We start from the raw sequence: 22,593 nt of genomic DNA on the forward strand, positions 1-22,593 counted from the left end.
TTCGGCAGCTCCTACCGGACCGGTATCAGGCCTGGATCAGCGTCCAGGCCTCCTTCATCCGCAAAGGTTGTTTCATCCGTTCGGCCAGCAGCGCCATCGCGCGTTGCTTGTCGCAGGCCACCGCCGCGACGACGATGCCGTTTTTCGCGAACAGACCAATGAACGGCGGCTTTTCCGGCTCGCCGTTGAACTCGACCTCGTCCCATTCTGCAGCGTGACCGAGATAGTCGTAGTTCTTGCCGAAGTGGTACGTCCAGAAGAACGGCACATCCAGATAATGCTCCTCGCCACCGAGCATGTTGGCGGCGGCAATGCGCGCGTGTTGCTGGGCCAAACGCCAGTGCTCGATCCGGGTTGGCTGGCCGCTCAGCGGAAACGTGGCGATATCGCCGATGGCCCATAAACCATCGCCGACACGCATGCCGTCATCGACGCGCAAAGACTGATCATCTTCCTTGGACAGTGAGCCGAAGGCCTCGGTAGCCGGGTGGACGCCGACGCCAGCGAGGATCAAATCCGCCGCCAGGCGCAAGCCGTTGTCGAGCAACACGCCCTCGACCTTCTCTTCGCCAAAGATCTCGGTAGCCTCGTGCTCGCTGATGAACTTCACCCCGTGCTCTTCGTGCAACGCGCGAATCGCCTTGCCCACCGCTTCGCCGAATTGCTTGGCGAAAGGGATCGCATGACGCGCCAGCACGGTAACGTCGAGGCCGTACTCGCGCAGGGCTGACGCGCATTCGAGGGCGATGAAACTGTCGCCGATGATCACCGCGCGCTGGCCCGGTTGAGCGGCGTTGATGATCTGTTCAGCCTGGGCTTTCGAACGCAGGACGAAGACGTTGGCCAGCTCAGCGCCGGTTAGTTTCAGCGGGTTGGGTGCGCCACCCGTCGCGAGTACCGCGGCGTCGTAGCGCAGGATTCCGCCATTGCTTAAATGAAGGGTTTTGCCTGGAGCGTCGAGTGCGCTGACTTCGCTTTGTACGCGTTCGATGCGTTGTGCTTGATAGAAGGCTTCATCGCGCAGGGGCGGGACCTCTTTCGGCGACATCTCCCCGGACAGAACAAATTTGCTCAACACCGTGCGGTCGTAGCCGGCATCCGGTTCGCCGTCGACCATAACGATGCGCCCGCCAAAACCCTTCTCCCGCAACGCCGCCGCGCATGCAGTGCCTGCGGCGCCGGCGCCGACCACCACGAACGTTCTTGGATCGTCGGCCGGCGGGGTGTGCTGATCGGGCAGGGGCTGGTCATCGACCCAGATCTCCTCGCCGCGCAACTCCAGCGGAAAGCGCTTGAGACTGTCCAGCGACGGCGGCTCGCAAAGGCCGCCGTCCTCGGCGCGGTACGCGGCTTTGTGCCAAGGGCAGATCAACCTGCCGTGACACAACGCACCCTCTGCCAGTGGCGCACCGGCGTGTGGACACAGGCCCTGAAACGCTCGCAACTCTCCGTTGACACGCAGCAGGACGATCTTGCAGTCGCCGATTTCGACTTGCAGGCCACGGTCTTGCGGGACATCGGCGAAACGGGCGACACGGTGCAGGGACATCTTCAGCTTCCTCGCAGGCATTTCTCTTGTGAGTTGAGGCCGCCGCGGGAGGTTCAGCCATTTGCTACTGCCAAGGCACGAACGGTACAGCTATAGTTTGCGGGCCGACGACGGCCTCACTGCACAAGGTGCTCCCGGAATGACCCGATTGACCTCTCTCAACCCATGGCTGGCGGCCATCGCCGTGACCCTTTGCGTGCAGTTCCCGGCGCAGGCCCAGGAGCGCTTCACCCTGAGCATCCCGGGCGTGTCGGATAACCGCTTGTTCACCTCGGCCGCCGCCAGCGACGCGCCTGGCTGCGGTGGCAAGAACCAGTCGCCGGCGCTGAGCTGGAACGCCGGCCCGGCCGGAACCCAGAGCTACGCCATCGTCATGCATGACCCGGACGGCCAGAAGGGCCTGGGCGTCGATCACTGGATTCACTATGGGATCAAACCCACCACCCACCAGATCGCGGCCGGCGTCGGCTCTAAATCCGCGCTCGAAGGCGTCGGCGGCACCAACAGCAAAGGCAACACCCATTACATGGGCCCATGCCCGCCAGTGGGCGACAGCGCGCACCACTACATCATTCAGATCTACGCGCTCGACCTCGCCTCGGACGCTTTGCCGGCCGGCCTGACCCGCGCCGAGCTGATGGACAAGATCAAAGGCCATGTGCTGCGCAACAGCAGCGCGGTGCGGCGTTATCACCGCTGAGGCTCGGCCGCTTACGGGCGGCTGACTGCCCTGATTTCCCAGCCATTTGGCATTGCCCCGCGAAAACGCGCACTATCGAGCCATTGCCAATGCGCTGGAGGACACCGTGGCAGCAAAAATCGACCGCATCGCCCAGCTACTCAACTGCCCGGAGAAGGGCGAACAAATGCGGCGTGCAGTAACCGAGACACGTAAGGAATTTCTGCTGAATCAGCCGGAGGAAGACCTCGTTGATGAAGACGAGGTGTTTGAAGAGGTGGAGGAGGAGGGAGATGACGACGATGAATATGACGAGTTTGACTGGACGACGGAGTGACGGCGTTCCAGCGATCTTGTCATCACCCACAAAAAAGCCCCGGACCATCACAGTCCGGGGCTTTCTCGCTTGATTCATGGTGCACCAGGCGGGATTCGAACCCACGACCCCTGCCTTCGGAGGGCAGTACTCTATCCAGCTGAGCTACTGGTGCAGCGGGCGACATCATACCTAGGTCGGCTCGGGGCGTCCATGCCGGGTTTGGCGGGTTTTGTCAGAGTGCGTGTCAGCACAAAATCGCGGTATTCCTTAAAGCGGTAACGTCCTGCAAAACCCTCGCTTGGCGCTTTGCCGGGGTTGATCTAAGGTTTTTCCTGCAGTACGGATTTTCGGTGCGTTGATCTGAAAAGCGGCATTTTTGTTCTTTTTTTCGAACGACCTATTGTCCTTTACCCCCTTTGAACCTACGATCCGTTTGAGATTTCAAACGCTCGTTGACGGGATGTTGCAGCGCAGGTGCGCCCGGTCGTGCACTGTCGATGCGCCACAATCCGCTCACTGATTTCCCTGACGGCAGCCTTGCGAGGCGCCTTTCTACAATCATAATTTGCTCCGCGCAGGCCGCGGTGCTGTTAAGGAAAGCCGACATGCAGCTTAAAGACACCCAGTTGTTCCGCCAGCAAGCCTTCATCGATGGCGCTTGGGTCGATGCGGACAACGGTCAGACGATCAAGGTCAACAACCCGGCCACCGGCGAGATCCTCGGCACCGTGCCGAAGATGGGCGCCGCAGAAACTCGCCGTGCCATCGATGCCGCCGACAAGGCGCTGCCGGCCTGGCGTGCACTGACCGCCAAGGAGCGTGCCGGCAAGCTGCGTCGCTGGTTCGAGCTGATGATCGAGAATCAGGACGATCTCGCGCGCCTGATGACCCTCGAGCAGGGCAAGCCGCTGGCCGAAGCCAAGGGCGAAATCGTTTACGCCGCTTCGTTCATCGAGTGGTTCGCCGAGGAAGCCAAGCGCATCTACGGCGACGTGATTCCGGGCCACCAGCCGGACAAGCGCCTGATTGTGATCAAGCAACCGATTGGCGTCACTGCCGCGATCACCCCGTGGAACTTCCCGGCGGCGATGATCACTCGCAAGGCCGGCCCGGCGCTGGCCGCCGGTTGCACCATGGTGCTCAAGCCTGCTTCGCAAACCCCTTTCTCCGCGTTCGCCCTGGCCGAACTGGCTCAGCGCGCGGGCATTCCGGCGGGTGTGTTCAGCGTGGTCTCCGGCAGCGCCGGCGATATCGGCAGCGAGCTGACCAGCAACCCGATCGTGCGCAAACTGTCCTTCACCGGCTCGACCGAAATCGGTCGCCAGTTGATGGCCGAATGCGCCAAGGACATCAAGAAAGTCTCGCTGGAACTGGGCGGCAACGCGCCGTTCATCGTGTTCGACGATGCGGATCTGGATAAGGCCGTCGAAGGCGCGATCATTTCCAAATACCGCAACAACGGCCAGACCTGCGTCTGCGCCAACCGTCTGTACATTCAGGACGCGGTCTACGACGCGTTCGCCGAGAAGCTGAAAGTGGCTGTGGCCAAACTGAAAATCGGCAACGGTCTGGAAGACGGCACCACCACTGGCCCGCTGATCGACGAAAAAGCCGTGGCCAAGGTTCAGGAGCACATCGCTGACGCCGTGAGCAAAGGCGCGACCGTACTGGCCGGCGGCAAGGCGATGGAAGGCAACTTCTTCGAGCCGACCATCCTCACCAACGTGCCGAAAAACGCGGCCGTGGCCAAGGAAGAAACCTTCGGTCCGCTGGCGCCGCTGTTCCGCTTCAAAGACGAAGCGGAAGTGATCGCCATGTCCAACGACACCGAATTCGGTCTCGCCTCGTATTTCTACGCACGCGACCTCGGCCGTGTGTTCCGTGTCGCCGAAGCGCTGGAATACGGCATGGTCGGCGTCAACACCGGGCTGATCTCCAACGAAGTCGCGCCGTTCGGCGGCATCAAGGCCTCCGGCCTGGGCCGTGAAGGTTCCAAGTACGGCATCGAAGATTACCTGGAAATCAAATACCTCTGCCTGGGCATCTAAGCCGGGAATGGGATCGCTGCAAACGCAAAGGGCACGAGAGCGCTGTCCTTTGTGTCGTTTCAAAACGGAATTTTCTCTGCGGCCGGGAACGCCGTGGCAGTCGATCATCGCATGCTGCCACCGCCGATTCCTCCCGCTTCATCCTTGAACCACGCCGCCCGATGAGCGGCGAATGAGGACTGTAATGAGCAAGACTAACGCTGAACTGATGGCCCGCCGCACCAATGCCGTACCTCGTGGTGTTGGCCAGATTCACCCGATCTTCGCCGAATCGGCAAAGAACGCAACGGTGACCGACGTCGAAGGTCGTGAGTTCATCGACTTCGCTGGCGGCATTGCTGTACTGAACACCGGCCACGTGCACCCGAAAATCATCGCTGCCGTAACCGAACAGCTGAACAAGCTGACCCACACCTGTTTCCAGGTGCTGGCCTACGAACCGTACGTTGAGCTGTGCGAAAAAATCAACGCCAAGGTGCCAGGCGATTTCGCCAAGAAAACCCTGCTGGTGACCACCGGTTCCGAAGCGGTGGAAAACGCCGTGAAGATCGCCCGTGCCGCCACCGGCCGCGCTGGCGTGATCGCGTTCACCGGCGCTTACCACGGTCGCACCATGATGACCCTGGGCCTGACCGGTAAAGTCGTGCCGTACTCCGCTGGCATGGGCCTGATGCCAGGCGGCATCTTCCGCGCGCTGTACCCGAACGAACTGCACGGTGTGAGCATCGACGACTCGATCGCCTCCATCGAGCGCATCTTCAAGAACGACGCCGAGCCGAAAGACATCGCCGCGATCATCATCGAACCTGTTCAGGGTGAGGGTGGTTTCTACGTCGCGCCGAAAGAGTTCATGAAGCGTCTGCGCGCGCTGTGCGACCAGCACGGCATTCTGCTGATCGCTGACGAAGTGCAGACCGGCGCTGGCCGTACCGGCACTTTCTTCGCCATGGAACAGATGGGCGTTGCCGCCGACCTGACCACCTTCGCCAAGTCCATCGCTGGCGGTTTCCCGCTGGCCGGCGTGTGCGGCAAGGCCGAGTACATGGACGCCATCGCCCCGGGTGGCCTGGGCGGCACCTACGCTGGTAGCCCGATCGCTTGCGCCGCTGCGCTGGCCGTGATGGAAGTGTTCGAAGAAGAGCAACTGCTGGACCGCTGCAAGGCTGTCGGCGAGCGTCTGGTCACCGGCCTGAAGGCCATTCAGGCCAAGTACCCGGTGATCGGTGAAGTGCGCGCGCTGGGCGCGATGATCGCGGTCGAGCTGTTCGAAAACGGCGACAGCCACAAGCCAAACCCGACCGCTGTAGCGGCAGTTGTCGCCAAGGCGCGTGACAAGGGCCTGATCCTGCTGTCCTGCGGCACTTACGGTAACGTGCTGCGCGTGCTGGTCCCGCTGACCTCGCCGGACGAGCAACTGGACAAGGGTCTGGCGATCATCGAAGAGTGCTTCTCCGAACTCTGATCGATGGTGTGACCTGCTCGACAAAAACCCGCTTCGGCGGGTTTTTTTACGCCCGTTGAAACACATCGGCCGCGTTTGCGCTGTAACGAATGTCCGGCATTGGCTAAGGTTCAGGCATTGCAAGGAGAGCGCGCATGACTGCCGTTGATTTACCCGCCGTACCCCGGGTGTTGATTGCCGAGGCCGATCCCTGGTCTCGCGACCTGCTTAAACAAGTACTGCTCAACGTGCGCTGCGATGCGCGCCTGGATCTGTGCGCCGACGGCCAGCAAGCGCTGTCGTTGCTTGGCGAGGTGCCGTATGACCTGGCCATCGTCGATTGGGAGCTGCCCGGAATCGATGGACTGCATGTGCTGCGCAGCGTTCGTCAGCGCAAACGCAATCCGCCACTGCCGTTCATTCTGATGAGCAGCCGCAACGACAGCGCCAGCGTGCGCGAAGCGATTCCGCTGGCGCCGACCGCGTACCTGACCAAACCGTTGAACATGGACGGCCTGACCGAGCGCTTGCAGGGTTTGCTGCTTAACGCCGGCGAAGCCGTGGTCTGCGAAGTGCCGGCACTGGCGCCGGGCATGACCCTGTCAGTGTTTCTGGAACGGCGTCGCGAGCAGGCCGATGGCGCGCCGCTGATGACCGACGTGCAAGTGGCGGTCAAGCGAAGCCTCAATCCCGAAGGGCTGGACCTGAAACTGCTGGAGGAAGAGGTTCGCACCGATCCCCAGATCACCGCGGTGCTGATCGCGGCCGCCAACAGTGCTGCGCAGCACCATGGCGCGCCAGTGCAGACCCTGGCGCAGGCGCTGCATCGACTCGGCACCGGGCAAAGCATGAACCTGATACTCGGGCTGGCGCTCAAACGCAGCGCCCGGCTCAGCAATGCATGCCTGGCAGATTACGCCGAGCGCTACTGGGGGCTGTCACTGCACACGGCGGAATATGCCCGCACGCTGGCGCGCTTGCTCGATCTGGATCAGGAACGCTGCTATTGCGCGGGCATGCTGCATCGACTCGGCGATCTGGCGCTGCTGCGCTGCTTGCAGGAATGGCAACAGGCCGGCGGCGAGCTGGACGAGCTGGAAGAGGTCGGTGAAGCGTTGGCGAAGTTTGCCGCTTCCTACGGCTCGGCATTGAGAACTCGCTGGCGGCTGCCGCTGGAGTTGCGCGAGTTGATTGCTTCGGTCTACCAGCTCGGTGGTGGCGTTTACAGTCGCGAGGCGCTGGTGATGAACATGGCGGCGCAGATGGCGCGGCTGACCGAGCATGAAGGCGTCGAGGAACTGGCGAAGAGCAGGACGGCGCGGTTGCTGAAGATCGGCTTGCCGGAGTTGATGCGGATGCGCAAATAACCGGCTTACATAAACCCTGTAGGAGTGAGCCTGCTCGCGATAGCGGAGTGTCAGTTATTAAAGTTTCGTCTGACACTCCGCGATCGCGAGCAGGCTCACTCCTACAGGGGGATGTGTTGAATATGAGACCGGGTCAGGCCGCAATAATCCGGTTCTTGCCCTGCCGCTTCGCCTCGTACATCGCGGCATCCGCGCGGGCGAACAGGTTGTCGAGGCTCTTGTCTTCGTCGGTGAGATTGGTCAGGCCCTGGCTCACGGTGATGCTGAACGGCTGACCGTCGTGGTTGAAGCGCAGCCGCTGGATTTCCTGCTGCAGTCGCTCCGCCACTTGCACGGCCATCTCCGGCGCACAGCCGGGGAACACCGCAGCGAACTCCTCACCGCCAATCCGCCCGAACAGGTCGCCACGACGCAATGATCCACGCCCGCACTCGGCGATCCGTTGCAGCACGTTGTCGCCTTCGGGGTGGCCGTAGCTGTCGTTAATCACTTTGAAATCGTCGATGTCCAGCAGCAGGAAGGCCAGCGGTGTGCCGTGGCGGCGGGCCTCGGCGAACTCGCGGTGGGCACATTCGAAGAAGTGGCGGCGGTTGCTGCTCTGCGTCAGCACATCGGTGGTGGCCAAGCGTTGCAGCTCGGTTTCCATGTTTTTCTTGTCAGTGATGTCTTCGGCGATGCCGACGATGATCACCGGTTGACCGGGCTCGTCCTGCCGATTGATGAAGCATTTGTCGCTGATCCAGCGCACCTGGCCGTCGGCGGCGATGATGCGGTACTCGCGATCTTCCACCGCACCTCGGTGCAGGACTTCGGCGAGGCTCTGTTCGGCGTACTCGAGATCATCGGGATAAATGCTGTCACGCCACTGGTTGTAGTCAGCCAGCAACAGTGCTGCGGAGCGGCCGAAAATCCGTTCGTACGCCGGGCTGACATACAGCACCTGACGTGTTTCCCAGTTGAAAGCCCAGAGCACGGCGTTGACGCTGACCAGCAGGGAACTGATCAACTGTTCGCGTTCGCTCAGGCGCGCGACTTCGCCTTGCGCGTGCATCAGCGCCATCAACGTTTGCGCGGCCTCGGGCCATTGGGTGAAGGATGTGTCTTTCTGGTTGTTGTTGACCATCGGCACAGATCTCAAAGGGCGCGCCGCAATGTCGACAACGGCCACAGGACAACCCGCCGGGATGGCGAAGTGTCTTTGAGATAGAGGATTTTCGGCGAAGTTCCCGGCCATTACCGAGTCCCGCCAGGCGGCGAGCTGTAGGAGCTGACGAGTGCAACGAGGCTGCGATCTCTTGATCTTAAGAATCAGAAGATCGCAGCCAGTGCCGGATCAAACCGCCGCAGGACGCAGCGAGTAGGTTTTCAGCTGATCGGCAAAATCACGCAACGACTGGATGCCACTGGCCTCGGCCTCGTGAATCCATTCCTTGATGGCAGCGAGCATGTCGTGGCCATTGGAACTGGTCTTGACCCAGATCTGCTGCAGGGCCAGGCGTTTTTCGTAAATGACTTTCAGCGCCTGGCTGTGTTCCAGCATGGTCTGGATGCGCAGGTGATGACGGTCTTCCAGCAGGCTGGTTTCCCGAGACAGCAGGCGTTTGGCCCGGTGGAACTGGTGGCGCACCGAGTGATCGACCTTGGCCAGCTCCTGCTTGACCAGCGGGCCGATCACCAATTTGCGGTACTGGGCCATGATCTGGAAGCGGTTGTTGAGGATCGCCATGGCAGTGTCCATGTCGAGGCTGCCCTTGCCTTCAACGCGGTGGGCGATGGGTGCGACCCGCTGCACCTTGGCCAGACGCAGGAAGCAGAAGACCTTGATCCACGCCCAGCCGAGGTCGAATTCCCATTTCTTCACCGACAGCTTGGCCGAGTTGGGATAGGTGTGATGGTTGTTGTGCAGTTCTTCACCGCCGATCAGGATGCCCCAGGGCACCAGATTGGTCGCCGCATCACGGCATTCGAAATTGCGATAGCCGACGGCGTGGCCCAGGCCGTTGATGACACCTGCGGCCCACACCGGAATCCACATCATCTGGATTGCCCAGATGGTGATGCCGATGGTGCCGAACAGCAGCAGGTCGATCACGCCCATGATCGCCACGCCCAGTAATGGATAGCGGCTGTACAGGTTGCGTTCGATCCAGTCTTCCGGGCAGTTCTTGCCGTAGATGCGCAGGGTTTCCGGGTTCTGTGCTTCGCTGCGGTACAGCTCGGCACCGGTGCGCAGTACCGTGGACAGGCCCTTGATCACCGGGCTGTGCGGGTCATCTTCGGTTTCGCATTTGGCGTGGTGTTTGCGGTGGATGGCGGTCCACTCGCGGGTGTTCTGCGCCGTGGTCAGCCACAGCCAGAATCGGAAAAAGTGCTTCAGACCCGCATTCAGCTCGAGCGAGCGGTGGGCCGAGTAACGGTGCAGATAGACCGTGACGGCAACAATCGTCACATGGGTCATCAGCAGGGTGACCGCGACCAGTGACCAAGCCGACAAGCCAAGAAAACCTTCGTACCACATAGGCTATAGGGCCCTCGATAAAGATAAAAACAGCCGTTGCATTATCACTAAGCACACAGATAAAACCAGTCGCCCTTTCAGATAAGAAGTCGCTGAATGTTTCTTGACCTATAATTCCAACCTTTTTGTAGGGACATGGACGACCGAATGTCTGCGACTTACCGCGATGCCTTGCGTGCAGCGCTGCTCTACCTGTTACTGGCCGCCGTGTGGCTGCAGGTTTCTGATCATTTATTAAGCAAATTCTTCGATGACTCCGGTGAGCGGGCCCATTGGCAACTGATCAACGGTTATCTGCTGGCAGCGGTCAGCGCCGGGGTGATTTTTCTCGCGCGGGCGCGTCTGTGTCGGTTTCTCGGCATCGGCGCGCGCTTGCGTGAGCGGCATACCGACCGCGAGCGCCTGCGTCAGGCGGCCGCCGTGTTCGACTGCACCCGCGAAGGTGTACTGGTCACCGACCATCGAGGCTCGATCGTCCACGTCAACCGGGCTTTCATCGAGATCACCGGTTATCGGCGCGACGAGGTGATCGGCCAGCAGCCCAGTCTGTTCAAGTCCGGCCACCATCCGCCGGGGTTCTATCAGGCGATGTTCGCCACACTCGAGGCCGAAGGTGAATGGAGCGGCGAGATCTGGAACCGGCGCAAGAGCGGCGAGATTTATCCACAGTGGCAGACGATCCGGGTGATTCACGATGATTTCGGTCGGCTCAGCCATTATGTGGCGGTGTTCTCCGACATCAGTGCGATCAAGGATTCCGAGTCCGAGCTCAAACACCTGGCGCATCACGATCCGTTGACCGATCTGCCCAATCGCCTGCTGTTCAGTGATCGCGCCGAGCAGGCGCTGGCGTCGGCGCAGACGCACAAGCGTGGCTGCGCGCTGCTGCTGCTCGATCTGGACCATTTCAAGATGATCAATGACAGCCTCGGGCATAACGTCGGTGATCGGTTGCTCAAAATGGTGGCGACGCGTTTGCAGGAGCTGTCCGGCCCCGGCATCACCCTGGCACGGCTGGGCGGTGATGAATTCGCCGTGCTCGCGGAAAGTTCTCCACAGCCCGCGCAGGCGGCGGCATTGGCACAACGGATTCTGGACGCGTTGAAGGAGCCGATGCTGATTGACGGCAATCAACTGTTTATCAACGCCAGCATCGGCATCAGCCTGTTTCCCAGCGATGCCTTGAGCGCCGAGCAGTTGCTGCGCAACGCCGACAGCGCGCTGTTCAAAGCCAAAAGCAGCGGGCGCAACGGCTACGCGCTGTACACCGAAGAGCTGACCGCGCACGCCCAGCAACGGGTCGAAATCGCCTTCGAACTGCGCCGGGCATTGGAGCAGCAGGAATTGCGTGTCTATTACCAGCCGGTGCACGACCTGCAAAGCAGCCGTCTGATCGGCGTCGAGGCACTGGTGCGCTGGCAGCATCCGCAGCGCGGCCTGGTGTCACCGGCAGAATTCATTCCGATTGCCGAGCGCACCGGTCTGATCGCCGACATCGATGCCTGGGTGATGCAGCAGGCTTGTCGACAGATGTGCCAATGGCAGCAAAGCGGCGTGGTGCTGTCGTTCGTCGCGGTGAATGTCTCGTCGCGGCTGTTTGCCCGGCGTGAGCTTTACCAGCAGGTGGCGCAGGTGCTGCACGACACCGGGCTGGATCCGGCCCATCTGGAACTGGAAGTCACCGAAAGCGCGGTAATGGACGATCCAGAAGTGGCGCTGGAGCAAATGCATCGGTTGCGTGAACTGGGTGTGCGCCTGGCCATTGATGATTTCGGCACCGGCTATTCTTCGCTGCTGCGGCTCAAGCGCCTGCCGGTGCAGAAACTCAAGATCGATCAGGGTTTCGTTGCCGGGTTGCCCTGGGACGAGGATGACGTGGCGATTGTCCGGGTGATCATCGCGCTGGCGCGGAGCATGGGAATGCAGGTGCATGCCGAGGGGATCGAGGAGGTTGAGCAGGCGGCGTTTTTGCTTGAGCAGGCGTGTGATCTGGGGCAGGGGTATTGGTTTGGGCGACCAATTTCTGCGGCGGAAATTGATTGGGAGCGTGCTCCACTGATTAGTTAAAGATCAAAAGATCGCAGCCTTCGGCAGCTCCTACGGGGATCGGTGCAGGAGCTGATGCAAGCTGTGATCTTTTGCTTTTACAGGCTGCAACCCCTTGTGCGGGCAGACAAACATTTCTGGTTATATAAACATTCTTAAATAGTCTTTTTAAGAATATCCGTGCCTCTCTTATATTGCTCTCACGCCGAACGCAGTGCCGCCCACTGCCAGGCAAAATCCCTTCAAAGGAGCAGCACCATGAGCGCATCCCTTCGCAGCGTTGACGGTCAGGACGAAAGCACCATCTTGCGTGAAATCCAGAGCGCCCTGCGCGATCTGCGGTTCGGCGCGGTGGAGATCACTGTGCACAACGCGCAAGTCGTACAGATCGAACGCAAAGAGAAATTCCGTTTGCAGCAACCCGGTAAACAACCGGGCTGAGCTTGAGATCAAAAGATCGCAGCCTTCGGCAGCTTCTACAGGGGGCTGTGTGCAGGAGCTGGCGAAGGCGGCGATCTTTCAACGGGACCCGATTCCAGCAATACATAAGAAAAAGCCACCACCAAGAATTCCAGGAGCTTTCACCCATGTCGTCGATTCGCCGTTACGCTTTGGCCGCGCTGGCCAGTGCCGTGTTTGCCGGTTCCGCCGTTGCCAAGGATTACGAACTGCTCAACGTGTCGTATGACCCGACGCGCGAGCTGTATCAGGAATACAACGCCGAATTCATCAAGTTCTGGCAGAAGGATCATGCTGGCGACACGGTGAAAATCCAGCAATCCCATGGTGGTTCGGGCAAGCAGGGTCGTGCGGTGATCGACGGTCTGCGTGCTGACGTGGTGACCCTGGCCCTGGCCGGCGACATCGATGAAATTGCCAAGCTCGGCAAGAGCCTGCCCGCGGACTGGCAGAAGCGTCTGCCGGAAGCGAGCACGCCGTACACCTCGACCATCGTGTTCCTGGTGCGCAAGGGCAACCCGAAAGGCATCAAGGACTGGGGCGATCTGGTCAAGAATGACGTCTCGGTGATCACGCCGAACCCGAAAACCTCGGGCGGTGCGCGCTGGAACTTCCTCGCGGCGTGGGCCTATGGCCTGAAAGCCAACGGCGGTGATGAAGCCAAGGCCAAGGAATACGTGCAAACCCTGTTCAAGCACGTGCCGATCCTCGACACCGGCGCCCGTGGTTCGACCATCACCTTCGTCAACAACGGTCAGGGCGACGTGTTGCTGGCCTGGGAAAACGAAGCGTTCCTGGCGCTGAAAGAAGACGGCGGCGCCGACAAGTTCGACATCGTCGTACCTTCGCTGTCGATCCTCGCCGAACCGCCAGTGGCCGTGGTCGACAAGAATGCCGAGAAGAAGGGCAACGCGCAGATCGCCGAAGCCTATCTCAAGCACCTGTACAGCCCGGCCGGCCAGGAAATCGCCGCGAAGAACTTCTATCGTCCACGTGACAAGGACGTAGCGGCCAAATATGCCCAGCAGTTCCCGAAACTGGAGCTGGTGACCATCGACAAGGACTTCGGCGGCTGGAAATCCGCGCAGCCGAAATTCTTCAACGACGGTGGCGTGTTCGACCAGATTTATCAGGCGCAGTAATCTCACTCGAAACGAGCCTGAAGTTCAGGCACAAACCATGTGGGAGCGAGCCTGCTCGCGAAGGCGGTCTATCAGCGACAGGGATGTTGACTGATACTCCCTCTTCGCGAGCCGGCTCGCTCCCACATTGATGCGTTTTCAACCAGGGACTTTTATGTCGCGTCGTATCTCCCCCGTCATACCCGGCTTCGGGCTGACGCTGGGTTACACCTTGGTGTACCTCAGCCTGATTGTGCTTATCCCGCTGGCGGCGATGTTCGTCCATGCCGCCCAGCTGACCTGGGATCAGTTCTGGACGATCATTTCCGCACCGCGTGTGCTGGCGGCGTTGAAGCTGAGCTTCGGTACCGCGCTGTGTGCGGCGATCATCAACGGCATCATCGGTACGTTGCTGGCCTGGGTGCTGGTGCGCTACACCTTCCCCGGGCGCAAGGTGATCGACGCGATGATCGATCTGCCGTTCGCCCTGCCCACCGCCGTGGCCGGCATCGCGCTGACGGCGCTGTACACGCCGACCGGTCTGGTCGGCCAGTTCGCCGCCGACCTCGGCTTCAAGATCGCCTACACGCCGCTGGGCATCACCCTTGCCCTGACTTTCGTGACCCTGCCTTTCGTGGTGCGCACGGTGCAGCCGGTGCTGGCCGATATTCCCCGTGAAGTCGAAGAGGCGGCTGCCTGCCTCGGTGCTAAACCATTACAGGTGTTCCGCCACATTCTGCTGCCGGCGCTGTTGCCGGCCTGGCTGACCGGTTTCGCTCTGGCGTTCGCTCGGGGTGTCGGCGAGTACGGTTCGGTGATCTTCATCGCCGGCAACATGCCCATGAAAACCGAAATCCTGCCGCTGCTGATCATGGTCAAACTCGACCAGTACGATTACACCGGTGCCACCTCCATCGGCGTGCTGATGCTGGTGGTTTCCTTCGTCCTGTTGCTGCTGATCAACTTGCTGCAGCGGCGCATCGAAACCCCATAAGGAGGCGCGAACATGTCCCAATCGTCTATTGCGGCCGCGTCCTCGGCCAACGCTGCGCGGCGTGGCAGTGCGACCTCGCGCATAATCCTGATCGGTCTTGGCTGGCTGATCTTTTTCCTGTTTCTGCTGCTGCCGCTGTTCATCGTTGTATCGCAGGGTTTGAAGAATGGCCTTGGCGCGTTCTTCACCGCGATTTTTGAACCGGACGCGCTGTCGGCGCTGAAACTGACGGTGATCGCCGTGCTGATCTCGGTGCCGCTGAACCTGGTGTTCGGCGTCAGCGCGGCGTGGTGCGTGAGCAAATACTCGTTCCGTGGCAAGAGCATGCTGGTCACGCTGATCGACCTGCCGTTCTCGGTGTCGCCGGTGATCGCCGGTCTGGTCTACGTGCTGATGTTCGGTGCGCAGGGCCTGTTCGGGCCGTGGCTGCAGGATCACGACATCCAGATCGTCTTCGCCTTGCCGGGCATTGTCCTGGCGACGATTTTCGTCACCGTGCCGTTCGTGGCTCGTGAACTGATCCCGCTGATGCAGGAGCAAGGCACCCAGGAAGAGGAGGCCGCGCGCCTGCTCGGTGCCAATGGCTGGCAGATGTTCTGGCACGTCACCGTACCCAACATCAAGTGGGGTCTGATTTATGGTGTGGTGCTGTGTACTGCGCGGGCCATGGGTGAGTTCGGTGCGGTGTCGGTGGTGTCCGGGCACATTCGCGGGGTGACCAACACCTTGCCGCTGCACGTCGAGATCCTCTACAACGAATACAACCACGTGGCCGCGTTCGCCGTGGCGAGCCTGTTGCTGATCCTGGCGCTCTTCATCCTGCTGCTCAAGCAGTGGAGCGAAAACCGTATCAACCGCCTGCGCGCCAGCGCCGCGGAGGAATAATTCATGTCGATCGAAGTGCGTAACGTCAGCAAGAATTTCAATGCGTTCAAAGCGCTGGACAACATCAGCCTGGATATCCAGAGCGGTGAGCTGGTCGCGCTGCTGGGCCCTTCGGGCTGCGGCAAAACCACCTTGCTGCGCATTATTGCCGGTCTGGAAACCCCGGATCAGGGCAACATCGTCTTTCACGGCGAAGACGTTTCCGGCCACGATGTGCGGGATCGCAACGTCGGTTTCGTGTTTCAGCATTACGCGTTGTTCCGCCACATGACGGTGTTCGACAACGTCGCGTTCGGCCTGCGCATGAAGCCGAAAAACCAGCGCCCGAGCGAAAGCCAGATCGCGGCCAAGGTCCACGAACTGCTGAACATGGTGCAACTGGACTGGCTGTCGGATCGTTATCCTGAGCAATTGTCCGGTGGTCAGCGTCAGCGTATCGCCCTGGCCCGTGCCCTGGCGGTCGAGCCGAAAGTATTGCTGCTCGATGAACCGTTCGGCGCCCTCGACGCCAAGGTGCGCAAGGAACTGCGGCGCTGGCTGGCGCGGCTGCACGAAGACATCAACCTGACTTCGGTGTTCGTGACCCACGACCAGGAAGAAGCAATGGAAGTCGCCGACCGTATCGTGGTGATGAACAAGGGCGTGATCGAGCAGATCGGCTCACCGGGCGACGTCTACGAAAACCCGGCCAGTGATTTCGTCTATCACTTCCTTGGCGACTCGAACCGCTTGCTGCTGAGCGACGACAACCATGTGCTGTTCCGCCCGCATGAAGTGTCGTTGTCCAGGCATGAGCTGGAAGATCACCATGCCGCTGAAGTGCGCGATATCCGCCCACTGGGCGCGACGACGCGGGTGACGCTGAAGGTCGAAGGGCAGACTGATCTGATCGAAGCCGAGGTGGTGAAAGACCACGACAGCCTGATCGGCCTGGCCAAGGGTGAAACCTTGTTCTTCAAACCGAAGGTCTGGCAGAAAGTCGCTAACCTCTAAAAGCAAAAGCTTCGCGAGCAGGCTCGCTCCCACAATTGGAATGCGTTTTTCTGTGGGAGCGAGCCTGCTCGCGAAAGCGGTCTAAACAGCCGCACGATTCGGATTGACCCGCACCACCCCCGCCCGCGCCTCGATCTGCGCTTTCAACTCCTGGCGCATCCCCAACAGAAACGCCACCTCGGCCACGACAAACAATGGCCCGACAATCAGCCCGCTGATGTCATCGACAAACGCCGGTTTGCGCCCTTCATAGTGATGCCCGACAAACTGGATCACCCAGCCGATCACGAACATCGCCAGGCCGCTGCTCAGCCAGACCAGGATGCTTTGCTGCGCCAGTGCATGTCCGATCCACACCGACAGGCCCATCAGCAGCGTCATCAACACGCCGAGCTGTAACTCCAGACGCAGGTAGAACCACGCCGACGCCAGCGCCACGACAACGGCGGGAGATACCCACAACCCGCCCAGCGACCACTCCGGCCGAGACAGCAGAACCGCGACCGCCACCACGATCAGCGGTATGCCGATAAAGTGGCTGACGATGTTGCGCGGGTCGCGGTGGTAGGCGGCGTATTGACTGAGGTGGTCGACGAGGCTTTTCATTGTTGTTCCTCCAGTGGGGTTGAATGCATCATCCCTCGGGATCGGCGCTCGCTCTGTCGGGCAGGCGACACTCCAGGAGTGGTTATGCAAATTCGTGCACGGTTGCTCAACGGCCAGTGGTTCAGTCATCTGCCGCTGTCCTTTCAGGATAGTCTGCTGGCGTTGGCCCGAGAGCGGCGGCTGACCGCGGGGCAGCGGCTGTTCCAGCGCGGCGATGCGCCGTGCGGTCTGTACGCGGTGCTCGATGGCGCGGTGCGCATCGGCGCAGTCAGCGAGCAGGGCAAGGAGGCGTTGTTGAGTCTGGTGGAGGCGCCGCACTGGTTCGGCGAAATCTGTCTGTTTGACGGTCAGCCACGCACCCATGATGCCTATGCCGTCGGGGCATGCACCTTGCTGAATATTCCGCAGGCGGCGCTGCTCAAACTGCTCGACGAACAGCCGCAGTACTGGCGGCATCTGGCGCTGCTGATGAGCCACAAATTGCGCCTGGCCTTTATCAATCTTGAACAACTGAGCCTGCTGCCGGCCCCGGCGCGCTTGGCTCATCGCTTGTTGATGATCGCCGAAGGCTACGGCGAACTCGACGCACCACGCCGGACGCTGCAACTGCCGCAGGAGCAGTTGGCGGCGATGCTGTCGCTGTCGCGGCAGACTACCAATCAGATCCTCAAGGACTTGCAGGGGCAGGGGATTATCGGTCTGGCTTACGGCGAGATCGAAATCCTCGATAGCGCGCGATTGCGGGCCTTGGCCACGATCTGAGATTTCACACCGAACCATTGTAGGAGTGAGCCTGCTCGCGATAGCGGTATGTCAGTCACACATGAATCAACTGACAGATTGCTATCGCGAGCAGGCTCACTCCTACAGGGGATCTACGTTTGGATTACGAACCGCGATAGGTCGAGAAGCCGTACGGGCTCAGCAGCAGCGGGATGTGGTAGTGCTGATCGGTCTGCTTGACCTGGAAGATCACCGGAATTTCCGGGAAGAACGTTTCGTGCTTGATCTTCTGGTAGTACTCCCCGGTCTTGAACACCACGCGGTATTCACCGGCCTCGAATGGCTGTTTGGCCGGGAACAGTTCGGCGATCCGCCCTTGCTCGTTGGTGGTGCCTTGGGCCAGTGGCTGCCAGTTTTCGCCGACGTGTTTTTCCAGGGTGACGTTGATGCCCGGTGATGGCAGGCCGTTTTCCAGGTTGAGCACGTGCACGCTCAGCGGGTTGCCGGCGGCCAGCGCCAGGCTGGAAACAGCGCTCAGGCCGAGGGCGGCGAGGGTCATGCGCAGGGTGGTCATGGTGGATCTCCTTAGTGGGAACGGGTGATGGTCAGGCCGGCTTTGTCGGCGGCGGCGAGGGCGCAGTTTTCGTCTTGCTCACCGCCGCCAGAACCGGCCACGCCCATGGCGCCGACCAGTTCGCTGCCGGCGAACAGCGGAATGCCGCCGCCGAGCAAGAGCAATTCGTCGAGGGTGTTGAGGTTGGCGGTTTCCGCGTTGCTGCGGGCGCGCTCGGCGAAGAGCCGCGTCGGGGTCTTGGTCGACAGCGCGGTGTAGGCCTTGCGCTGACTGGCGGCGGTGTTATGCGGGCCGACGCCGTCACCACGCAGCGTCACCAACAGGTTGCCGCCACGGTCGAGCACCGACACCGTGCCGGTGCAGCTGCTCATCGCCTTGTCGGCCAGCCAGCGTGCGGTTTTCAGATCGAGGTCGGCGTGGCGCGGCAGTTCCGGTGTGGCGCTCGCGGCGCCGCTGAGGCCGAGGATCAGGCTGGCGACAAGGTATTTGACGGTCATGGGCAGGCTCCGAATGGGGATGTCTGCACCTTAACCGGCGCACTTCGTCAGAACCCCGTCAGGCGGATTACAAGTTTGTAATGGGCAACGACGCCGAACACGCCTAGCCTGTGTGCCTGAACAATCGAGGTGTGCCATGCGTTTGCTGGTCGTAGAAGATGAAGCCAAAACCGCCAATTTCCTCGCCAAGGGCCTGGGCGAGTCGGGTTTTGCCGTGGATGTGGCGCTCAATGGTCTCGACGGCCGCTATTTTATCGAGCAGCAGGCATATGACCTGATCATCCTCGACGTGATGCTGCCCGGTCTCAACGGCTGGCAATTGCTGCAACTGATCCGCCAGCGCGGCGCCACACCGGTGCTGTTTCTCACCGCCAAGGACGCCATCGAAGACCGCGTGCGTGGTCTTGAGCTGGGTGCCGATGATTACCTGCTCAAACCCTTCGCCTTCGCCGAATTGCTCGCGCGGGTGCGCACACTGCTGCGACGCGGGCCGATGCGCGAAGCCGAGTCGTACAACATCGCTGATCTGGAGATCGACGTGTTGCGCCGCCGGGTCAGTCGCGGCGGCCAACGCATTGCCCTGACCAACAAAGAGTTTGCCTTGCTGCAGTTGCTCGCCAGCCGCCAGGGCGAAGTGCTGTCGCGCACGCTGATCGCTTCGCAGGTGTGGAACCTGAATTTCGACAGCGACACCAACATGGTCGAAGTCGCAGTCCGACGCTTGCGCGCCAAGGTCGACGACCCGTACATGCCGAAACTTATCCACACCGTGCGTGGCGTCGGTTATCAACTGGAAGCGCCGGACGATGTGGAGTAGATCGATCGCCTGGCGTCTGGCGCTGGCCTTCGCCGTGGTCTGCGCGCTGGTACTCAGCGCAATCGGCGTTTTTCTCTACCGCTCGCTGGCCTCGGAGCTGGCCTTTCGTGACGACATGGCCTTGCTTGGCCGCCTGGAACAAGTGCGCGCCTTGCTCGCCGACAGCGACAGTCTTGACGCTTTGCAGGCACGGCCGCGGCTGTACCAGAACATGCTCGGCAATCTCGACAGCCTGCTGCTGGTGCGCCGCGCCGACGGCTCCAGCGTGATCGCGATCAACCCGCGTCAGCGCGAATTGCCAGCGCTCAATGCATTAGCGCGAGAACAACTGCCGCAACGCCGCGACGTGCTCACCTGGCAGGCCAGCGACGGTGCCGAACTGGCATTGCTGTCCGGTCAGGCCCAAGGCCCCAACGGTGAAACCCTGACGGTGATCGCCGGCAAAGTGCTCAGCGAGCGCGAGCAGATGCTCGGCAGTTATCGCCTGCGCCTGTATCTGGCTGTCGGCCTCGGCGCATTGCTCGCCTTTGCGCTGGGCCTGTTGTTGCTGCGTCGGGGGCTGCAACCGTTGCATCAGTTGAGCGAAGCGGTGCGCAACATCGATCTGCGCAGCCTCGATCGGCGCCTGCCGACCGACGGCACGCCGACCGAATTGCGCGAGCCGGTGCACGCGCTCAACGCCATGCTGGCGCGGCTGGACGACAGTGTGCAGCGTCTGTCGCAGTTCTCTGCCGACCTCGCCCACGAAATCCGCACGCCGTTGCACACCTTGCTGGCCAGCAACGGCCAGGCTTTGAACCATCCGCGCAGCACGGCGGAATATCAGGACGTGCTGGCCTCGAACATGGAAGAGTTTGAACGGCTCAAGCGCATGGCCGAGAACCTGATGTTTCTCGCCCGCGCCGAACAGGCCGAACGCGCGCTCAACCTGCAAACACTGGACTTGCGCAGCGTCGGCGACGAGCTCTGCGATTACTTCGAAGCCCTGGCCGATGACCGCGACCTCCAACTGCAAAACCGCATGCACGGCGAATTGCCCGCCGACCAGCAACTGCTGCAACGCGCCCTCGGCAACCTGTTGGCCAACGCTGTGCGTCACGCCGACCCCGGCACCCTGATCAGCCTGCAACGCCGGGATGAACCGGGTATGTGCTGGCTGCAAGTACACAACCACGGCCCGATCATCCCGCCTGAGCATCTGGGCAAACTGTTCGATCGCTTTTATCGCGTCGACCCTTCGCGAGCCGAACCGGGGGATTCGGGCGGGTTGGGGCTGGCGATAGTGCAGTCGATCATGCAGTTGCATGGCGGGCAGGTGCGGGTGAGTAGTGATGTGGCGGGGACGGTGTTTGAGTTGGGGTTTGAGGGGCGGTGTTAAGACGTTAGCGATGGCTGACCATCTACGCTAAGCTCATTTAATTGCATTGTTGATGATGCAATTAAATTTTTTTGGTGGATTTGCATTGTAAACAATGCATTTGGGGCGGTGATGGAAAAAATTGGCGAGTTGATCAGAAGCTTGCGTAAGGCTGAAAAGCTGTCCCAGCAAGCTTTGGCGCAGCAATACGGCATGAGTCGCGCAACAATCTCGGGGATTGAAAACAACACAATCTCGGAAATCGGTCTGCGTAAAGTCGAAGCGATTCTTAACGGATTCGGCTACGAATTGGCCGCAATCCCCCGCGCCTCTCGACGGCCGACACTCGACACGCTGCGCAAGGTGAACTTCCATGGTTGAGGCATTGGACCGCTTGCAGGTCTGCGTCGGCGGCCATGAGGTTGGAAGATTGGGGCGCGGGCACGCAGATGTCGACAGCGTGTTCAGCTATCGGGACGATGCGATTGATGAAAATGCCGTTTCGCTGACCATGCCGACACGCCTGGAAAGTTATGGTTGTGAACGCGGCATTCATCCGATATTCGAGATGAATCTTCCTGAAGGTGCGTTGCGCGATGAGTTGGTCCGGCGTTTCAGCAAAGCCGTGCGCGGCTTCGATGACTTCGCTTTACTAAGTATCGTCGGCCCGCATCAACTCGGGCGTCTTTCGATCGCGAGCGCATCGACAACTGATCGTCCACCTGAAACCTCGCTCGCTGAGTTGTTGGTTCATGACGGTGCGCATGGTTTGTTCGAGGATCTTTTGCAGACTTACGGGCAGTATTCCGGGGTTTCAGGCGTGCAGCCCAAAGTATTGGTGCGTGATAGTGCCGCTGCAATAGACCGACTGACGCACCGAGGCTCGACTCATCTGGTCAAAGCCTTCCGTGCCGAAGAGTATCCCGAGCTGGCAACCAACGAATATTTCTGCCTGCGCGCTGCGCAACTTTGTGGCCTCGACGTGCCGCATTTCGAACTCAGCGAGCATGGCAAATTTCTCGTCATCGAGCGTTTTGACTTGAGTGACACCGGATACCTCGGTTTCGAAGACTTTTGCGTGCTCAACGGCTGGCCGTCGAAGGCCAAATACGATGGCTCTTACGAAGGAGTCGCACGGCAGATCAAGGCGTTTGTTTCGCCCTCATTACTCAAGCACGCACTGGAAGCTTTCTTCAAGATTGTCGCTTTATCGGCGGCATTGAAAAACGGCGATGCCCACCTGAAAAACTTTGGCGTGCTCTATGAGGATTGTGGCGAGCGCGCATTGGTCAGGCTGGCTCCGGCGTACGACATCATCACCACGTCGGTGTACATCAAGAGCGATAGTATGGCACTGCTGTTGGGCGGTTCGAAGGGGTGGCCCAAGCATAAAATGCTTACCAAGTTTGGTCGTACGGCCTGCAATCTAAGTGAAGCGCGTTGCAACCAGTTACTGCAAATGGTCGCGCAGGGTGTACAGCAAGCGCTGGGCGAAATGGCGGAGTACAGCGCAAATCATCCTGCCTTCGCAGAGGTGGGCGCTGCAATGATCGAACAATGGTCGGCCGGTCTGGCGCGCAGCCTGCGCAACAGTTGAAAC

The 22,593-nt window shown here is 60.7% G+C and carries 22 protein-coding genes and 1 tRNA gene; 16 read left to right on the top strand and 7 right to left on the bottom strand.

All coding sequences use genetic code 11. From position 1 onward, the window contains the following. Positions 1-25 precede the first annotated feature (25 nt). Positions 26-1,549 carry an FAD-dependent oxidoreductase gene (locus LIS66_RS00850; RefSeq protein WP_227973414.1) on the bottom strand — a complete coding sequence of 508 codons (1,524 nt, stop codon included), beginning with the start codon at positions 1,547-1,549 and terminating at the stop codon, positions 26-28. A gap of 139 nt (positions 1,550-1,688) precedes the next feature. Here LIS66_RS00850 and LIS66_RS00855 point away from each other — a divergent pair, with 139 nt between their 5' ends. Together LIS66_RS00855 and LIS66_RS00860 are read left to right on the top strand one after the other, a co-directional pair. After that, positions 1,689-2,249, top strand: coding sequence for a YbhB/YbcL family Raf kinase inhibitor-like protein (locus LIS66_RS00855; protein WP_227973415.1), 561 nt, complete (start codon positions 1,689-1,691; stop codon positions 2,247-2,249). A 46-nt stretch (positions 2,250-2,295) separates the two neighbouring features. After that, positions 2,296-2,565: a hypothetical protein gene (locus LIS66_RS00860; RefSeq protein WP_177330582.1), complete on the top strand. Its 270-nt coding sequence runs from the start codon at positions 2,296-2,298 to the stop codon at positions 2,563-2,565. 77 nt (positions 2,566-2,642) lie between these two features. Here the strand turns inward: LIS66_RS00860 and LIS66_RS00865 are convergent. Further along, positions 2,643-2,719 (bottom strand) — tRNA-Arg (locus tag LIS66_RS00865). Positions 2,720-3,152: 433 nt separating this feature from the next. Between LIS66_RS00865 and gabD the strand changes: the two genes are divergently transcribed. From gabD to LIS66_RS00880, 3 genes are all read left to right on the top strand, one after another. Further along, positions 3,153-4,595 (top strand): NADP-dependent succinate-semialdehyde dehydrogenase, encoded by a 1,443-nt coding sequence (gabD, locus tag LIS66_RS00870; RefSeq protein ID WP_227973416.1) that lies wholly within the window; start codon positions 3,153-3,155, stop codon positions 4,593-4,595. 184 nt (positions 4,596-4,779) lie between these two features. After that, complete coding sequence (gabT, locus tag LIS66_RS00875) at positions 4,780-6,057, top strand: 4-aminobutyrate--2-oxoglutarate transaminase (RefSeq protein ID WP_016772251.1); 1,278 nt, start codon at positions 4,780-4,782, stop codon at positions 6,055-6,057. A 134-nt stretch (positions 6,058-6,191) separates the two neighbouring features. After that, complete coding sequence (locus tag LIS66_RS00880) at positions 6,192-7,403, top strand: response regulator (protein WP_042610166.1); 1,212 nt, start codon at positions 6,192-6,194, stop codon at positions 7,401-7,403. Positions 7,404-7,536: 133 nt separating this feature from the next. Here LIS66_RS00880 and LIS66_RS00885 read toward each other — a convergent pair whose 3' ends face one another. Beyond that, positions 7,537-8,526 carry a GGDEF domain-containing protein gene (locus tag LIS66_RS00885; RefSeq protein ID WP_042610167.1) on the bottom strand — a complete coding sequence of 330 codons (990 nt, stop codon included), beginning with the start codon at positions 8,524-8,526 and terminating at the stop codon, positions 7,537-7,539. A gap of 210 nt (positions 8,527-8,736) precedes the next feature. After that, complete coding sequence (gene desA / locus LIS66_RS00890) at positions 8,737-9,921, bottom strand: delta-9 fatty acid desaturase DesA (protein ID WP_042610168.1); 1,185 nt, start codon at positions 9,919-9,921, stop codon at positions 8,737-8,739. 147 nt (positions 9,922-10,068) lie between these two features. Here desA and dibA point away from each other — a divergent pair, with 147 nt between their 5' ends. The 6 genes from dibA (at position 10,069) to LIS66_RS00920 (ending at position 16,419) form a co-directional block, all read left to right on the top strand. Further along, complete coding sequence (dibA, locus tag LIS66_RS00895; protein ID WP_042610169.1) at positions 10,069-11,988, top strand: phosphodiesterase DibA; 1,920 nt, start codon at positions 10,069-10,071, stop codon at positions 11,986-11,988. A 237-nt stretch (positions 11,989-12,225) separates the two neighbouring features. Then, positions 12,226-12,408 (top strand): sulfur starvation response protein OscA, encoded by a 183-nt coding sequence (gene oscA / locus LIS66_RS00900; RefSeq protein ID WP_007917682.1) that lies wholly within the window; start codon positions 12,226-12,228, stop codon positions 12,406-12,408. Between the two features lie 146 nt (positions 12,409-12,554). Then, complete coding sequence (locus LIS66_RS00905) at positions 12,555-13,568, top strand: sulfate ABC transporter substrate-binding protein (protein ID WP_042610170.1); 1,014 nt, start codon at positions 12,555-12,557, stop codon at positions 13,566-13,568. A 154-nt stretch (positions 13,569-13,722) separates the two neighbouring features. Continuing rightward, the gene (gene cysT / locus LIS66_RS00910; RefSeq protein ID WP_007952818.1) at positions 13,723-14,541 is read left to right on the top strand and encodes a sulfate ABC transporter permease subunit CysT; all 819 of its coding nucleotides are present in this window, start codon (positions 13,723-13,725) and stop codon (positions 14,539-14,541) included. Positions 14,542-14,553: 12 nt separating this feature from the next. Further along, complete coding sequence (gene cysW, locus LIS66_RS00915; RefSeq protein ID WP_042610171.1) at positions 14,554-15,426, top strand: sulfate ABC transporter permease subunit CysW; 873 nt, start codon at positions 14,554-14,556, stop codon at positions 15,424-15,426. A gap of 3 nt (positions 15,427-15,429) precedes the next feature. Next, positions 15,430-16,419, top strand: a complete 990-nt coding sequence (locus tag LIS66_RS00920) for a sulfate/molybdate ABC transporter ATP-binding protein (RefSeq protein WP_064361636.1) — start codon at positions 15,430-15,432, stop codon at positions 16,417-16,419. 81 nt (positions 16,420-16,500) lie between these two features. Here the strand turns inward: LIS66_RS00920 and LIS66_RS00925 are convergent, their stop codons facing one another. Further along, entirely contained in the window at positions 16,501-17,025 is a 525-nt protein-coding gene (locus tag LIS66_RS00925; protein ID WP_227973417.1) for a DUF962 domain-containing protein, read from the bottom strand. Between the two features lie 84 nt (positions 17,026-17,109). On the opposite strand from LIS66_RS00925, the gene LIS66_RS00930 reads away from it, so the two are divergent. After that, positions 17,110-17,787, top strand: a complete 678-nt coding sequence (locus LIS66_RS00930) for a Crp/Fnr family transcriptional regulator (protein WP_227973418.1) — start codon at positions 17,110-17,112, stop codon at positions 17,785-17,787. 124 nt (positions 17,788-17,911) lie between these two features. On the opposite strand, the gene uraH is transcribed toward LIS66_RS00930, so the two are convergent. Next, positions 17,912-18,322 (bottom strand): hydroxyisourate hydrolase, encoded by a 411-nt coding sequence (gene uraH, locus LIS66_RS00935; RefSeq protein ID WP_042610175.1) that lies wholly within the window; start codon positions 18,320-18,322, stop codon positions 17,912-17,914. 11 nt (positions 18,323-18,333) lie between these two features. Next, the gene (locus LIS66_RS00940; RefSeq protein ID WP_065615337.1) at positions 18,334-18,819 is read right to left on the bottom strand and encodes a GlcG/HbpS family heme-binding protein; all 486 of its coding nucleotides are present in this window, start codon (positions 18,817-18,819) and stop codon (positions 18,334-18,336) included. 136 nt (positions 18,820-18,955) lie between these two features. On the opposite strand from LIS66_RS00940, the gene LIS66_RS00945 reads away from it, so the two are divergent. The 4 genes from LIS66_RS00945 to LIS66_RS00960 all read left to right on the top strand — a co-directional run bounded on the left by LIS66_RS00945 (position 18,956) and on the right by LIS66_RS00960 (position 22,590). Further along, positions 18,956-19,636 (top strand): heavy metal response regulator transcription factor, encoded by a 681-nt coding sequence (locus LIS66_RS00945; protein ID WP_064361631.1) that lies wholly within the window; start codon positions 18,956-18,958, stop codon positions 19,634-19,636. Continuing rightward, on the top strand, positions 19,626-21,014 hold the full coding sequence (locus tag LIS66_RS00950; protein ID WP_227973419.1) for a heavy metal sensor histidine kinase: 1,389 nt from the start codon (positions 19,626-19,628) through the stop codon (positions 21,012-21,014). Before LIS66_RS00945 ends, LIS66_RS00950 begins: the two co-directional genes overlap by 11 nt. A gap of 111 nt (positions 21,015-21,125) precedes the next feature. Beyond that, positions 21,126-21,374 (top strand): helix-turn-helix domain-containing protein, encoded by a 249-nt coding sequence (locus LIS66_RS00955; protein ID WP_064361629.1) that lies wholly within the window; start codon positions 21,126-21,128, stop codon positions 21,372-21,374. After that, positions 21,367-22,590, top strand: a complete 1,224-nt coding sequence (locus tag LIS66_RS00960; protein WP_227973420.1) for a type II toxin-antitoxin system HipA family toxin — start codon at positions 21,367-21,369, stop codon at positions 22,588-22,590. The genes LIS66_RS00955 and LIS66_RS00960 overlap by 8 nt, the downstream gene beginning before the upstream one ends. Positions 22,591-22,593 lie beyond the last annotated feature (3 nt).

The organism is Pseudomonas sp. HN2, assembly GCF_020736465.1.
GTDB lineage: Bacteria > Pseudomonadota > Gammaproteobacteria > Pseudomonadales > Pseudomonadaceae > Aquipseudomonas > Aquipseudomonas moraviensis_A.